We start from the raw sequence: 16,011 nt of genomic DNA on the forward strand, positions 1-16,011 counted from the left end.
ATAATTAAACATGAAAACAATTAAATTTCTATTTACGGGCCTATTAGCAGCAATACTTTTATTAAATTGTGGAGGCGATAAAAAGAAAGAAGAAAAACAAGAAATTAAGCTTGGGACAAAAAAAGAAGAAAAGAAAGTTGATTCTAACCTAGCAGAACTTGTTTTAATTGGGGACGATATGATGAAGTTTGATAAAAGCGAACTTAAAGTTAAAGCGGGACAAAAAGTGAAATTAACACTAAGACATAAGGGTAAAATGGATGTCAATGTTATGGGACATAACGTTGTGATTTTAAACCAAGGTGTAAATGTTACTGCTTTTTCAGGAAAAGCAGCTACATCTAAAGCAACAGAATATATTCCTGAAGGCTCAGAAGGAGATATTATTGCTCACACAAAATTAATTGGTGGCGGGCAAATAACATCTATTGAGTTTAATGCTCCAGCAGTTGGAACTTATGATTTTATCTGTAGTTTTCCTGGTCATTATGCATTGATGAAAGGGAAGTTTATTGTTGAGTAAATTAAAAATAACCTATAAGAAAGGCGATAACATTTAAAATGGTATCGCCTTTTTTGTTAATGAGTATCTTTATGGTTTTTTCAAAGATTTGTCATTCCTGCGAAGACAGGAATCCATTTATCAAAAAACTAAGCTAAATTTTAGATTCCTGCTTCTGCAGGAATGAAAATCTATTTCACAATCAATTTAGTACGCATCGTGAAAGCGTGTCCTGGAAATGTACAAACTATCCAATATTCGCCAGGCTCACTTGGGGAAGTAAAATAAATGGTTTCTGAATTCTCAGGTCCTACAGTTCCAGAATGAGCCAATACCAAATCGTTAAACGGTACATAGTTTAAATCTGGGCCTTCTAGTCCTAACTTTAAAGCCATATCGCCAACCTTAGGTGGCGTTTCTTTTCCTGGTTTGGTAATTACCATATTGTGGATCATGTCATCATTATTATTCAAAGTCAATTCAATCTTACTGTTTCTGTTAATGGTAATTTCTTCGGTATCATATTTTAGACCAGGTATAGTCCCTAAAACAATCTTTTGATCTGCTCCAGCCTCTCCCCAAGCTGAAGGCATTGTCGTAACGCGTTTTGGTTGCTCTATTTTTTTGTCAGACTTCTTTATTTCCATTTGCATGGACTTCAAATCACCACCAGGAACTTCATTTAAAGTGTAATACCCTTTGTTATGCAATAGTAAATCTCCAGAAGTAGATCTTAGCTTTGGAATTTCAATTTGATGTATATAGCCCAAACGCATCCCGTGAACTGTTAGCTTTACTTTTAAACCATCTTTTGAAACTTCAGCTTTATGAATCATTGCATTTTGCTTATCAATTATAGGGCTACCATAAGTTTTATGGTATTTATAATTGAAAGTTGACATTTTATAGGTTGAAATATCCATACCTAATTTTTTATTAATAGGTTTTGTGAATTCTAACTCAAAACCATCATCAAGCGCTTTCATAGTTTTAATTTCGAAAGGTGTTTTTCCTGTCCAAACTAAACGTTGTAATCCAAATTGTTTCTTACCAGTAGAAGCCCATCCTCTGCTTGTCATTCCAACAAACATACTACTATCACTACCCCAAATCATTCGTAAAATTCCTGAAGAAAAACCTTCAACAAAAGGAAACGCGGCACCTTGATAAACACCGTTTACCTTTTCCATGTAAACACGCATTATTTTACTATGACCTTGGTCTCCAATAAATTGTTGACCGCTAAAAGGGCCAAATTTACCTTGTGTTGTATCATATAAAATATCTGATGTGGAAATACCTAGTATGGTATGAGGAAACCATATTGCAGGTGCCTTCAGTTCTGGTACTTTTTTAGCATATTCAAATAGTGTTAAACCTGATTTGTCTTCAATATCCTCTGGTTTTAATTTTAATGGAGATAATGCATCATCAGACCATTTTAAACCCGAAGGATGCCCAGCAAAACCACCAACTTCTAGGTGTGTCATTCTACCTGAACCTACCCAATCTCCTTGGTTTTCAGTATAGAAATAATCGCCTTCTGCATTTATTGCAAATCCAGCAGGCGAACGTAAACCAGTTGCAATTGGGCTAACCTCTCCTTCAGGTGTAATTCTTAACATCCAACCTCTCCATCGAACAGTACTAACTCCACCACCTAACCAAGACAAATTAAGAGTTACAATCATATCGCCATTAGCTGTAAACTTTGGCCCATAGGAGTAATCGTGGTAATTTCCAGAGAGTGGCCATGAGAAGATTGTTTTGTAAACATCAGCTTCATCATCTCCATTTTTATCTTCTAATCGTGTTAATTCTCCACGTTGCGATAGGTAAAAGCCTCCGTTTCTATATCCTAAACCTAGTGCTTCATGTAGTCCATGAGCAAACCTTTTGTATAAGGGTTTTTTACTATAAGGCTTGTCTATCAACCAAACTTCACCACGTCTTGTGGAAACACCTAATTTATCATCATCAGTAAGCGCTAAACCACCAACTTCTAATTTAACTTCGTTTGGAATTGAAACATCAATGATTTTATAATATTCTGCTTCTTTTTCTTTTGTAGATTTTGATTGGCCGAATGTAATTGGACCAACACAAAAAGCTAAGACTACTACTAAAACTATTTTTAATTTTCGCATGATACGTTATGTTTGGTTACCAAATAATACTGTAGTTAATTGTGCTGTTTCCTTTTGGAACTTCTACTATTAATTCTTCTTTTCCGTTGTTTGTTCTGATAATTGGTTTTAAATCAGGTGTATTAGAAAAATCAATATAATAACTTTCATTATTTATGATAAAAAGATTGTTAGGAAGTGCTTTTATACTTTCGCCATCCGCCAATTTATGCCAGAGTATTTTATCACTCGAAATGGTAGTAGATTTATTTAATTGACGCTGTCCATCAGAAACTGAAAACGTATTTGTAATTATAGAATTTTTAATTTGATAAGAAAATGAAGGTATTCTAGAAGCATCAAATTCATATCCCAATTGCTTAATATCTTTGTTTTCTGGTAATGGCATCGGCCATGTTGAGTCCATGTTTTCTAATGTAGCAAATTCCAAATCACCATGAAGTGAAATGGCAAAACCAATTGGTTCCCCTAATTGATGTTTTCCTCTTGAGAGCCACATGTGTGTAGTATTTAAAAATGAACCACTCCATACTTTTAACAAAGATCCCGTTGCCAAATTATAAGAGTAGTGAATACCTTCGGGTGTTCCAACGGAAATACAATGTGTGTGTTTTTGACCTTCATGATTTACAAAACTTCTTTGTGTAACTGGTCTTTCGGTTGGCTTTATTATAATACCCTTTTGAGGATCTAAATTATTTACAGATTTATTGACACCTTCTTGAAGAGAGTATTTTTGCATATTAGGTCCTTCAACATACAAATTAAACCCTCGCATCCAAGGTTTATTTTGATTATATGCGAGTTGAAAAGGAACTGTTCCCTTTTCGAGGTTGATAGTTGTTGTGTTAACTCTATCCATGTCACCTCGTATTTTTAATACTTTTTTATTATTAATAGATAGTTCTGCAATACCATTGGTTCGTCCATCTAAAAGGTAGTTTCCAGTTTCAGGAATTGTTAAAGTTCCTGAATACAGAATCATTTTACTTACCTTTTCTTTGGTTACATCAATCAAAGAAAATATTTTGGTGGGTGATTCACTTACTAATGGTACTGTATCCATTTTTCCAATAGTCATTGAGTTGCTTTCATATTCTTTTTTAATAAGATTATCTAGCTTTATTTTATTGCCTTCATATAACTTGTATTTAATATTTTTAAAGGCTACTGGTCCATGATCGCCTTGAATCATTATTGGTCCTCTTAATTTTTCATTTCCAAAAGCTGCACCTCGAGTAGGTCCTGTTACTTCAATGTTTTTATGCAATAAAACACCATTTAACCAAACTTCTTCAAACCATGCGTTTTTTATTTTATGACCAACATCATTAAATTTTGGTGCATGAAAAATCACTTTCATATGTTGCCATAAACCTGGAGCTTTTGCGGCATTAATTCTTGGGGAATGTCCTTCATATCCTTCTTTGCCTTTTTTTGCGTTTTTATTCCAACGTTGGTAAATGCCTCCTATATCTCCGTAATTAGGTTTTTTTACACCCCAACTATCTAATAGTTGAATTTCATATCGTCCTTGAAAATAAACCCCAGAATTAGAGCCTTTGGGCATCATCACATCAAATTCAATTTCGATATCACCATGTTCGAAATTTGTGAAAAGATTCTTGTTTTTAGCTTGGTCATTTTTATTTAGAAGAATACCTTTTCCATCTGAACTATAAATTGTTTTCTCCTGACTTCTATCTGCAATAACATTATCTACTATTTTCCAGTTTTTACCAGTAGCTTTAAAGGCAGATAAATCATTTAATTCAATAGTATTGAATGGTAAAAATGTTGGCTCTTTCTTTTTTTTGTATTACTTTCTCTAAGAGATTTGTTAGGTTTAACTGGTTCTTTTTTACAAGATACAAGTAGTAAAATTATACTACATAAATACACACATTTTTTCATAGTTGCTATTAATCTTACAAATTAATTATTAACAGAGCATAAAGTTATATGATTAATATTAAGCTCTTGATTTCAAATGGTCTAAAGTATTGTACTTATGGGTTGTTAAAAGTTATAATATAAAGTGATGAGGCCTCTTCTTTGTAACACAGGAAAAACAATAAAACTAGCATCAGGGTTATTAGCAATAAATTCAGGAGTAGAACCATTGGCATTAGCGCCAAAGCTATTAGCACCAAAAAAGTTAGCTAAACCTTTAGAATTGAAAACATTAGTAATAACGATATTTGCAGATAGATTTTTTGTTATTTTGTAGCCTGTTCCTAAGTTAAAAATACTGTAGGCTGCCAATTCAAAGCCATTGGCAACATTACCATAGCGCTTACCCATGTACTGCCATTTAAAAAATGCAGATAGTTTGTTCTTTTCAAATTCAGTCCCCATATTAAACACTAACTTAGGGTTAAAAGGTAATGTATTTCCTGAGTAATCTATAACCAAATCATCTGCTGTATCTACAGAGCCAGCAGCATCATAAATTTTCCAATCTGAAGCTTTCGGGTTTTGGATAACACCATCAAATTTAAAAGCTAATTGCTCAAGAGGTTTAAAAATGCTTTCCCATTCAAAACCTAATGTATTTGATGTGTTAAACTGAATTGGTGTATAAAAAATACTTCCGTTGGATTCATCAAATTCAAAATTAGTTACACTGATGTCATTAAGTTGACTCCAAAATGCAGTTCCTGTAAATGAAGCGTTTTTTGTATCTAGTTTTACACCAACTTCTAACTGAGATATTTTTTGAATTTCACCTTTTTGATTAATTGGAACATTATCAAAATTATTGAAATAGTAATTCAATTCAGGAGCTTTATTGCCTTTCGAAAACCTTGAAAATAAAGCTATGTTTTTGTTGGTTTTATAATTTATTCCTGCTGAATATGATAAGTAGCTATAGTTGTAATTGAAATTGTCTTTTTCTCCTGTTGGAGTGTTAATGCCATTATCGTAGCCTGTTGCGGTGTCTCCATCTAAACCACCAATTTGTGAAAATGGAGCGTATCTATCTTTACTTCCTTTATGATTTATGGTCTCATATCGTAAACCTAAATCAGCATGTACTTTATTTGTGATTTTCCAGTAGTCGTTTAAAAATGTCGCAACTTGACTCACTTTTGCTTCTGCGTTAACAAAGAATAGTCCGCCATAATTACTAACCCCGTTTTTGTCAGATAAAGCTAAAAAGGTTGGTTTGGGTTTTCAAGAGAAACTTCTAATAATCTAGGATTTGGCTCGTAAGTTACAAAAGCAAAACTACCTTGAGTGAAATGTGAAGTATCAGAGAAACCTAAAGAGATGCCTGTTGAAATATCATGGTTTTCTGTTTTTTTCTTAGCGTTAATTGATTCATCCACTCATTAGCTTTGTTGTCTTTATACCAAGCCGATGTTCCCATAATAGCATCGTTTGGTAAAGATCCGCTGATGTATTCAAAGGGGTCTCCAGAAAAAAGACCTCCGTTATTTACACGAGCAACTTCAGAACCTGTTAGCACGTCTTTAAACACAACTTGACCAAAAGGTGGTTGTCCATCACTTCTAGAAAAAACGGTAAAATCGCTTAAAAGATAAGCTGTAGGGTCATTTAGGGAAACTAAAGCATTACTAATTGAAGTTTGCCATACAGCGGTTTTTGAGGAGTATTTTAAATTGTTTTTAATGGACCAATTGTTACCTAAGTTTTGGAACAGATCTAACCCAAAAGCCATGTCTTTTACATGAACACCTTTAGTAGGGTTAAAGTTGATGGTGTTATTTAAGTTACGTCCATCAGGAATTGAAGCACTAAAACTAGGCATTAATAAAGAGGAGGATCTGAAGTTTTGTCCAAACGCGGCAGTAGGTTTTTTCCAATTTGTAGCAGCAACACCTGTATAACGATTTGTGAAATCATCTAAAATTTTTCCGTAGAACTTAAAAATTCCCTTATCTGTTTCTTTAATTAAGTTGAATTTTAGTTGACCACCTTTGCTGAATTTGAAATCCATATCTCGTGCACCATCATCTCGTCTATAATGTCCGCCAATATTAAAAAACCAGTTATCTCCAAGAGGTCCGCTAAAAACACCATCCAGTCGCTCCATTGAATTATCATCACCTTGAAATCCTTTGGAAACCTGAAGTTCGCCTCCAAAATTTTGTCTTGTACCATGAGAGATAAAATTATAGATTCCTCCTGGTGCATTCATAGCTGTAATAGCTGAACTTCCACCTCGAATAGCTTCTACTTTTTTAGTCATTAAATCTGTACGATGAAATAAATCTGGACTATAGTAAGAATGCTGTATTAAACTAACTGGAAGACCATCTTCTTGAAGTGAGACATAATACCAGCCCATATCGTCTTCTGCGGAAGCGGAAATACCACGCGTGTAAACTTTTGTGTAAACTTCTCCAGCTGATGCATCCGTAAAAGTACCAGGGATATTTTGAAGTAACCCTGCTGTTCCTTGGAGATAGGTTTGTTGAATATTTTTTTGATTTAGTGTGCTAATAGAGGTGCTAGATTCTAGTCCTAATCTAGGATCAAAAGTTCCTGTTACTATCACCGTTTGAAGGTTTAGTAAATCAGTTTCAAGGATGAAGTTTAAAACAAGGTCTTTATTGCTAATTTTAATGTTTTTAGTGATAGTTTTAAAACCAAATAGCAATATGAAAACTTTATAATTACCATCTGCTACATTAGTTATCGTAAATTCTCCATTTAAATCAGATACAGTACTTTGGTTAGTGGGCTTTAATAGTATGGATGCGTTTTCAATTGGTTTATTGTCTATATTTAAAATAGTGCCAGAAATACTCGCTTGAGCATGTGAAATTGAACTTATGGAAAACAATAATAAAAAGGCAAGAATGCTTTTAGAAAATTCATATATAGTTAGAAAAAAATTATCGATAAACATACAAATATGAAAATTAAAAAAGTAATTATGTTTATAATAATTCACTAAAATATTTTGAACACTTGTAAAACTAAAGAGGGTTAAATTTAAAATCGTAATTTTATAGAAATCATATTTTTTTAAACTATGTTGAAAAAACGAGTGCCTAAAAAAACTAAAATTGTAAATGTTGTTTTATTTGTTTTGTTTTTCCTTTTTGCTATAGTTCAGTTAAATGACTCTGACCCTATACTTTGGGTAGTAATTTACGGAGTAACGGCATGTATTCCTTTGATTTCGAATTATAAAAAAATTCCAAAGATTATGTTAGGGTTGGTTTTAATTGCGCTTTTGTTATATGGATTTCAATATTTTCCGTATTTGATTGATTGGCTACAAACGGATAATAAAAGCGAACTGTTTGGGGAAATGGTTTATGAGAAACCTTATTTAGAAGGTACTCGCGAATTTTTAGGATTGTTGTTGTCTGCTATGGTTGTGTTTTATGTTTTGAGGCAATAACCATTAGACTACAAAGACCAGCCTTCACGATATTGTCGTTTTACAAACTGATTAGCAGCTTCAAAATTTGTAATTTTCATGTGAGTTCCATCCCATAGTAATTTTTTTCTGCCTGGATATTTAAATCTATTGTTTTCTCCTTTTTCTCTCAAACCATAACTTCTAATTGCAAGGTTACCCATTAAAATACTTTCTGTAAGCGGACCAGCATAATCAAAAGATGAGGTTAGTTTTTTATGTTTTCTGCTATCAAACCCAGCTTTACAGGCTTCAACCCAAGAGGCTTGATGACCATGTTCTGGAAGTTCATTTTCTTCAGCATCATTAAACTCTAAAACTTCACCATTGTTCAAATATATTTTAGGAGTTCTACCATATGTGCCACAAGTCATAATTCCCTTTTCTCCATACATAATAACGCCATTGGCAGAATTATTACTTCCTATGGGATGGTCTGCGGGAATTAAATCTGGATGAAATGGTCTTAAACCACCATCAGTCCAAGTCATTTTCAACTCTACAGGATTTTTGTCAGTAGCGTTAAATTTTAATTGTGTTCTAGAAGAAGGAGGGCAAGACTTAGGTAAATATTCAGGAGACCAATCTCTTGTAAAAACAGCTCCTACACTACTTTCAACTTCAGTTGGGTAATCAAGCCCTAAAACGCGATAGGGAGGGTCAATTAAATGGCAACCCATATCACCTAAAGCACCAGTGCCAAAATTCCACCAACCTCGCCATTTAAAGGGATGGTATTGCGGATGGTAATCTACCATTTCAGCTGGTCCAATCCATGAATCCCAATCTAAGTCATTAAGTAGTTCTAGTTTATCAGTTTTAGCTTTAATACCTTGAGGCCAAATAGGTCTGTTAGTCCAAACATCAACTTTATGTACATTTCCTATTTTTCCTTTGTTAAACCATTTTACCATTTTGGCAACACCTTTTCCCGACGCACCTTGGTTTCCCATTTGGGATACTATTTTATGTTCTCGAGCAGCTTTAGTGAGCACTCGGGCTTCATAGATATTATGTGTTAGAGGTTTTTGGACGTAAACATGCTTACCTTTTTTTATGGCTGCCATGGCAATTACTGCGTGCGTATGGTCTGGGGTAGAAATAGTAACAGCGTCAAAGTCATTTAGTTCATCAAAAAGTTTTCTAAAATCCTTATATTTTTTTGCTAAAGGAAATTTTTCAAATGTTTTTGAAGCTCTATTCCAATCCACATCACAGATAGCTGTGATATTGGAGGTGTTATTATTCCATGAATTTACTGCGTCGCTAAAACCTTTTCCACCACCACCAATAACGGCTATATTTAATTTATCGCTAGGAGGAATAAAACCCTTTCCTAAAACATGTCGCGGTACAATAGAAATTCCTGTGGTTACAATAAATGTTTTTTTAGAAATGTACGTCTGCTATTTTTGGATGTTGCTGTCATTTTTCTAAAAGTTTGAAGTTTTTTGTAAGCATTAATTACTGCTAACTCACCTTTTTTGCCTCCAATAGAATTACCATGTTCCATACCTAAAACACCTATAAACCCTTTGCTGTGAATATGTTTAAAAACGTTTGTGTAATTTATTTCCCCTGTTGTAGGCTCGTTTCTTCCTGGATTGTCTCCTATTTGGAAATAAGCAATCTCATCCCAACATGCATCAATATTCGGAATTAAATTACCTTCTTGAATTTGTTGGTGGTAAATGTCAAATAAGATTTTACACGAAGGCGAATCTACTGCTTTACAAATTTGATACGCTTGAGGTGATTCGCTTAAAAACAAACCAGGGTGGTTATAGAAATTTAAAGGTTCTAAAACCATAGTTAAATTATGAGGCTCTAGAATCGCTGAAGCTTGTTTTAAGCTTTCAATGACATGTTCGGTTTGGTAATTTAGGTCTTGTTTCATGTCTACAAAACCAGGGACAACTGTCATCCATTTTGCGTTTACGCGTTTTGCAATCTCCACAGATTCTTTAATTTGATTTAAAAAAGTATGGCGTTTATCAATATTTCCAGAAGTTAATGTTGGCGATTTCCAATCAATTTTATGCGCTACAAAAACCCCCATAGTCATGTTGTTATCAGTCATGGTTTTTGCCATGGCTTTTTGAGTATCTACATCCCGTTTTTTCATATTGTTATCCTCAAAAGCTGTAAAACCTTGGTCTGCCATGAAGTTTAACTGGTCAATAGGGTCTTTGCCTGCATGATTTTTAAACATTCCCAAATGTGGTGCAAATTTCATTTTAAAATTATGTTTTGTTTTTAAAATAGTTTCAGATTTAGATGAGGCACTAAGATTATGAATTCCAAGTCCAACAATTGAAGCCGCAGCAGTTCCTTTTTTAAAAATGATCGTCTCTTCATTTACAATTCTAAAATTTCAATGTTTTTAAATTCAATAGGATGGCTTTCACTTTGTAAAGAAATATAACCTGATTTTACGGGAGTTCCAGTCTTAGTTTCCCAGAATTCCTGGTTATAATCTACTTTGCCACCATAAGTTGGTTTATTGTATCTCATTACTTCTTCTCCATTTATAAAATGTTTGATAATGGAATCATTTCTAACTTCAATTTCAATATTAACCCATTGTTCGCCATGAAAGGTTTTTGAAGAAGAATCCATACAATGTTCTTTTTTAAGTTCGCCTTCCATTTCAACGTGTGTTCCTGGTGTGCATAAGTTTGCTGTTGCACGCTCGTCAGTTCCATTTCCACCTAATAGTTGTACTTCAATAGATACTGGGAAATTTTGATCTAAGCCTATTTGCATTGGGTCTTCACAATGAATCATAATACCGCTATTTCGGGTTGCCCAATCTGCACCATCAGCAATTTGATCACCAGTAAATCTATAATCCATTCTAAATTTATAATTTGAAAATGGTTTTTTATAGTAAATATGCCCAAAAGAATTATTAAATTTTCCATTGTAAGCATCATAGTTTACTTTCATAATACCATCTTCGACAATAAAAGTGTTATTGTAATTTTCGTTAGCAGGATACCCTTTAATTTTTACAATCCAATTGTCTAAATTTTTACCGTTGAATAATGATATCCATTCCTCTTTAGGTGTTTCAACTTGTGTAGTTTTTTTCTTTGTTTTTACAATTGAAGCTTATTAAGACTAATAAAGCAATAGTGAGTATTCGAAATATTTTCATCATAATTTGTTTTTTGAATTTTTATAAAGACCAAGCTTTCCCACCTGTGGCTTCTTTAACTGAAATACATCCTTTTGCTGGACCAGGAATAGGGTCATAAGCCAAAACTTTTTCACCAATTAATTCGCTGGTTTTATAAGCCCAAATAGATTTAGTTCTTATGTAATCCAAAGTTTTAAATATGAATTTGTCCTTCGGGGACTCATTAAATGTTTTGATTTGAGATTTATCTGCTTTTAAGTATTTAGTCAAAAGCGCATCATAATCTTCAGTTTTTAATTTTGAAGGACCTTCTTCATGAATATTTAAAGCAGTCATGATACTTGTAAAACCTTTTTTGAATTTAATCTGTTGTTTCTCGTTTTCTCCTTTTGCTAAAAATAAATCTATAAATTCTGGAACATTAACTTCTAAAGCGCCAGGTGTATCTTCTGTTTTTGGAAGTATAAGATTTACTAAATTTTGAAGTACAATACCCTCGTTTAGTTTTAAAAATAACGGTACCCAAACTTGAGCTTCACTTTTACAACCTTGAAGTAAACTAAAAATACTAGGAGCAGCAATGGTATATCCAACTGATAAACCTAAACCTTTAAGCGCGTCTCTTCTGTTCATAATTAACTGTTTTTAATTTGTTTTGCAGCATGTTCTGCAGCTCTTGCTGTTAATGCCATATAAGTTAATGAAGGGTTTGTACATCCGGAGGAAGTCATGCAGGCTCCATCCGTAACATAAACATTTGGTACGGTATGAATTTGGTTATGTTTATTCAATACCGATGTTTTTGGATTCCGTCCCATTCTTGCAGTTCCCATTTCGTGAATACCAATTCCAGGAGCATGAACACTATCACGTTCTTTAATATCTGTAAAACCACATTTTTCTAGCATTTCAACGGCTTGAGCAATCATATCTTTTCGCATGGCGTATTCGTTAGATTTCCATTCGGCATCAAAAGTAATTGTAGGTAAGCCCCATTCATCTAGTTTGTTGTAATCCAATGTCATTTTATTGTCATGGTTTGGTAGGCATTCTCCAAAGCCTCCTAAGCTCATGCGCCATTCGCCAGGTTTTAAAATACGTTCTTTTAATTCTTTTCCATAACCTAATTCAGCGATGGGTTCGTTATAAGCGTTTCTACTTGCTCGACCTTGGTAACCGTAACCACGAATAAAATCTTTTCTTTCAGAATTTTTATCGCCTAAATTTCTAAATCTAGGTAAATAAATCCCTCCAGGAATACGTCCTTTAAAATATTTATCATCAAAACCAGAAATTTTTCCAGAAGCGCCAGCGCCTAAATGGTGATCCATAATATTATGACCAAGCTCACCAGAATCATTTCCTAGTCCGTTAGGGAATCGTTCAGATTTAGATTGCATTAAAATAGAGGTAGAAGCCATTGCAGAGGCACAACAAAAAATCACTTTAGCGTTAAAAACAAATTTCTCTTTAGTCTCGGTATCAATAACCCGAACACCTGTTGCCTTTTTTAAATTGTCATCATAAATAATTTCATGAACTATTGAAAATGGACGCAACGTCATGTTTCCTGTTCGTTCAGCTGCAGGTAAAGTAGAAGAATTACTGCTGAAGTAAGCGCCAAAAGGACAACCACGAATACAACGGTTTCTATGTTGGCAAGCGCTTCTGCCTTCATGGGTTTTATCTCCCGTAATGTGCGCTACCCTTCCATGTGTCAAAACTCTATCAGTATAATATTTTGAGATATTTTCTTTAAGATATGTTTCTACACAATTAAAAGGCATTGGTGGCGAAAAAACACCGTCAGGTAATTGTGGTAAGCCTAAGTTTTCGCCACAAACACCTATATAAGATTCTACATAGCTATACCAAGATTCAATATCTTTGTAGCGAATTGGCCAATCTACACCATGGCCATCTTTTTTATTGGCTTCAAAATCTAAATCACTCAATCTATAACTGTGTTTTCCCCACATAATAGATCGACCACCAACATGGTAGCCACGCATCCAATCAAAACGCTTAGTTTCATTGTATGGATGTTTTATGTCATCTACAAACCAATGTTTACTTGCTTCATTTGTAGTATAACCTGTTCTACTCTGTTTTTGTTGTCTTTTAGAATCCTCAGCGGACACTTGTCCACGTAATTCAAAATCCCAAGGATCCATGTGAGCAGTAGGATAATCTCCGTGTTTTACCATTCTTCCACGTTCTAAAACCAAGGTTTTTAGTCCTTTTTCGCAAAGTTCTTTTGCAGCCCATCCTCCTGAGATTCCGGTGCCGATAACTATCGCGTCATATGTTTCTTGCATAATTTTGTTTTTTTATGTTATAGTGACCATGCTCTTCCGTTTGTTACTTCTTCTAGCGAGATACATCCGTTGTATGCTCCAGGAACAGGGTCGTATGCCAATATTTCTTCGCCTACTTTTTCTGAGGTACAATATCCAAAAATTGAGTAATACCTCACAGGTAATAAAAACTTGTAGAGATTGTATTTTTCTAGATTTTCATCTGAAATATTTTTTTTAGATTGCCGTTGTTGCTGAAAAATTGATTTTGATACTTCATTCGAAACATCAAAATACATAGAAATTAAAACTTCAAAGTCTTCTTTTTTTCCTTTTGAAATAGTTTTATTATGAATTTTTTTAAAGGTTTTAGTAAAATATGTAACTCCTGCTTTAAAGCTTTTCTGGTTGTCTTCTAGTTCAATATCATGATACATTTTGTCAATAAATTGAGGGATGTTAACATCTAAAGCACCAGGCGTATTTTCATCTGAAGGTAATATAATATTCACTAAATGAGTTATTATGAGTTTTTCTTCTTCTGAAAGAAATAAAGCTTTCCATGTTTCTGAAGTGTTCGAACATGAAGATAGAACACTCATTATGGCTGGTGTGGCAACTGCGTAGCCAATGCTCATGGTTAGATTTTTTAATGCGGTTCTTCTATCCATGATATTAACTAGTTTTGTTGTTTTTCTTGAATTCTGCAACAGCATGATTTGCAGCTCTAGCTGTTAACGCCATATAAGTCAACGATGGGTTTTGGCATGCCGATGAGGTCATACAAGCACCATCAGTCATATATACATTTGGCACAGTATGAATTTGATTGTATTTATTTAAGACTGAAGTTTTCGGGTCTCGACCCATTCTTGCAGTTCCCATTTCGTGAATACCTCTACCGGGAACGGCTTCTCTTTCAAATCCATTTACATTTTTATAGCCAGCGGCTTTTAACATTTTAATGGCTTGGTATTTCATATCCTTGCGCATTTTTAGCTCATTCTCTTTAAACTCAACATCAAAATCTAAAGTGGGTAAACCCCATTCATCCATTTGGTTATAATTTAAAGAAATTTTATTTTCATGATAAGGTAAACATTCTCCAAAAGCACCCATGCCAATACTCCAGGTTCCAGGTTTTAAAATTTGTTCTTTTAATTTTTTGCCAAAACTTAATTCTTTAACCGATTCTTGCCAGTTTTTTCTACTTGCTCCACCTTGATAGCCGTAACCCCTTATAAAATCTTTAGATTCAGTTTTTTTATCGCCTAGATTTCTAAATCTAGGAATATAAAATCCATTTGGTCTTCTACCTTTATAATACTGGTCATCAAAACCATCTACTTCTGCAGATGCTCCAACTTCGTAATGATGATCCATAACGTTATGTCCTAACTCTCCACTATCATTTCCCATTCCGTTTGGGAAACGTTTAGATTTAGATTGCATTAAAATTGCTGCCGAAGCTATTGCTGAAGCACAATTAAAAATAATAGCTGCTTTGAAAAAAACTTTTCATGGGTTTTAGTGTCAATCACGTTTACTCCTGAAGCCAAACCAGATTTATCATTATACACGATTTCATAAGCAATGGAATTTGGTCTTAAATGCATGTTTCCTGTGCGTTCTGCGGCAGGTAACGTCGAGGAGTTACTGCTAAAATAGCCTCCAAAAGGACACCCGCGGATACATCTATTTCTGTATTGACAGTTGGAACGACCTTCATGCATGGCGTTTCCTGTTAAATGGGCTACACGCCCAATAGTTAATAACCGGTCGTCATCAAATTTTCCTTTTAATTGTTCTTGTAAATCTTTTTCAACACAATTTAATTCCATTGGGTCGGATAATTTCCCGTCAGGTAATTGTGGTAAGCCTAAGTTCTCTCCTGAAACTCCTATAAATTTTTCAACTTTATCATACCATGGTGCAATATCTTTATAGCGAATTGGCCAATCTATACCGTGCCCGTCTTTTTTATTGGCCTCAAAATCTAAATCACTTAATCTGTAAGACTGTTTGCCCCACATTATGGAACGTCCACCTACATGATAACCACGTAGCCATAAGAATTTTTTTACTTCATTATAAGGATGCTTTAAGTCATCAACAAACCAATGTTTAGTTGAAGGGCCTGTTAAAGCACCACTCCAAAGTCTGCTCTGTTTTTGTTGGTTTTTTAGTGTGTTTGGATGTTGTTTTTCTCGATGTTCAAAATCCCAAGGATCCATGTGCATTGTTGGGTAATCTTTAATGTGTTTCACATTCCTCCCTCTTTCAAGAACAAGGGTCTTTAGTCCGTTTTCGCATAATTCTTTTGCTGCCCATCCTCCGCTAATTCCGGTGCCAATTACTATGGCGTCATATTCAGTAGGGTGTTCTGTAATAGTTTTATTATTCATTAAATTGTGAAAAAATTAAACAAGAATTTAATAAAAAATACTGCATTCAATTGCTAATAAGGCAGAAAGTAGTAATTTTTTTTATAATAACTTTAAAAATAACTATTTTGCAAGTGATAA

General features: G+C 34.0%; 11 protein-coding genes and 2 pseudogenes. 2 read left to right on the forward strand and 11 right to left on the reverse strand.

The genetic code is table 11. From position 1 onward, the window contains the following. Positions 1 to 10: 10 nt before the first annotated feature. The gene (locus tag AC0L5U_RS16935) at positions 11 to 523 is read left to right on the forward strand and encodes a plastocyanin/azurin family copper-binding protein (RefSeq protein ID WP_473417633.1); all 513 of its coding nucleotides are present in this window, start codon (positions 11 to 13) and stop codon (positions 521 to 523) included. 170 nt (positions 524 to 693) lie between these two features. Here AC0L5U_RS16935 and AC0L5U_RS16940 read toward each other — a convergent pair whose 3' ends face one another. The 4 genes from AC0L5U_RS16940 to AC0L5U_RS16955 all read right to left on the reverse strand — a co-directional run bounded on the left by AC0L5U_RS16940 (position 694) and on the right by AC0L5U_RS16955 (position 7,462). Further along, positions 694 to 2,649 (reverse strand): plastocyanin/azurin family copper-binding protein, encoded by a 1,956-nt coding sequence (locus AC0L5U_RS16940; RefSeq protein WP_473417634.1) that lies wholly within the window; start codon positions 2,647 to 2,649, stop codon positions 694 to 696. Between the two features lie 16 nt (positions 2,650 to 2,665). After that, complete coding sequence (locus AC0L5U_RS16945; protein ID WP_473418321.1) at positions 2,666 to 4,426, reverse strand: 3-keto-alpha-glucoside-1,2-lyase-like domain-containing protein; 1,761 nt, start codon at positions 4,424 to 4,426, stop codon at positions 2,666 to 2,668. A 242-nt stretch (positions 4,427 to 4,668) separates the two neighbouring features. After that, a complete protein-coding gene (locus AC0L5U_RS16950) occupies positions 4,669 to 5,739 on the reverse strand; it encodes a TonB-dependent receptor domain-containing protein (protein ID WP_473417635.1) in 1,071 nt (356 codons plus the stop codon). 175 nt (positions 5,740 to 5,914) lie between these two features. Next, the gene (locus tag AC0L5U_RS16955) at positions 5,915 to 7,462 is read right to left on the reverse strand and encodes a carboxypeptidase-like regulatory domain-containing protein (RefSeq protein ID WP_473417636.1); all 1,548 of its coding nucleotides are present in this window, start codon (positions 7,460 to 7,462) and stop codon (positions 5,915 to 5,917) included. A 192-nt stretch (positions 7,463 to 7,654) separates the two neighbouring features. Here AC0L5U_RS16955 and AC0L5U_RS16960 point away from each other — a divergent pair, with 192 nt between their 5' ends. Further along, positions 7,655 to 8,029, forward strand: coding sequence for a transmembrane 220 family protein (locus tag AC0L5U_RS16960; protein ID WP_473417637.1), 375 nt, complete (start codon positions 7,655 to 7,657; stop codon positions 8,027 to 8,029). An 8-nt stretch (positions 8,030 to 8,037) separates the two neighbouring features. On the opposite strand, the gene AC0L5U_RS16965 is transcribed toward AC0L5U_RS16960, so the two are convergent. From AC0L5U_RS16965 to AC0L5U_RS16995, 7 genes and pseudogenes are all read right to left on the reverse strand, one after another. After that, entirely contained in the window at positions 8,038 to 9,444 is a 1,407-nt protein-coding gene (locus AC0L5U_RS16965) for a Gfo/Idh/MocA family protein (RefSeq protein WP_473418322.1), read from the reverse strand. Then, positions 9,420 to 10,405 (reverse strand): annotated as a pseudogene (locus AC0L5U_RS16970) (hydroxypyruvate isomerase family protein). Before AC0L5U_RS16970 ends, AC0L5U_RS16965 begins: the two are co-directional and overlap by 25 nt. Then, positions 10,406 to 11,155, reverse strand: a complete 750-nt coding sequence (locus AC0L5U_RS16975) for a 3-keto-disaccharide hydrolase (RefSeq protein WP_473418323.1) — start codon at positions 11,153 to 11,155, stop codon at positions 10,406 to 10,408. It abuts the pseudogene before it with no gap. A 73-nt stretch (positions 11,156 to 11,228) separates the two neighbouring features. Then, on the reverse strand, positions 11,229 to 11,822 hold the full coding sequence (locus tag AC0L5U_RS16980) for a gluconate 2-dehydrogenase subunit 3 family protein (protein WP_473417638.1): 594 nt from the start codon (positions 11,820 to 11,822) through the stop codon (positions 11,229 to 11,231). Between the two features lie 2 nt (positions 11,823 to 11,824). Continuing rightward, on the reverse strand, positions 11,825 to 13,507 hold the full coding sequence (locus tag AC0L5U_RS16985; RefSeq protein ID WP_473417639.1) for a GMC oxidoreductase: 1,683 nt from the start codon (positions 13,505 to 13,507) through the stop codon (positions 11,825 to 11,827). Between the two features lie 17 nt (positions 13,508 to 13,524). After that, on the reverse strand, positions 13,525 to 14,157 hold the full coding sequence (locus AC0L5U_RS16990; RefSeq protein ID WP_473417640.1) for a gluconate 2-dehydrogenase subunit 3 family protein: 633 nt from the start codon (positions 14,155 to 14,157) through the stop codon (positions 13,525 to 13,527). A gap of 4 nt (positions 14,158 to 14,161) precedes the next feature. Further along, positions 14,162 to 15,891, reverse strand: a pseudogene (locus tag AC0L5U_RS16995) (GMC oxidoreductase). Positions 15,892 to 16,011 lie beyond the last annotated feature (120 nt).

It is taken from the genome of Jejuia sp. G7-7, from assembly GCF_055808955.1.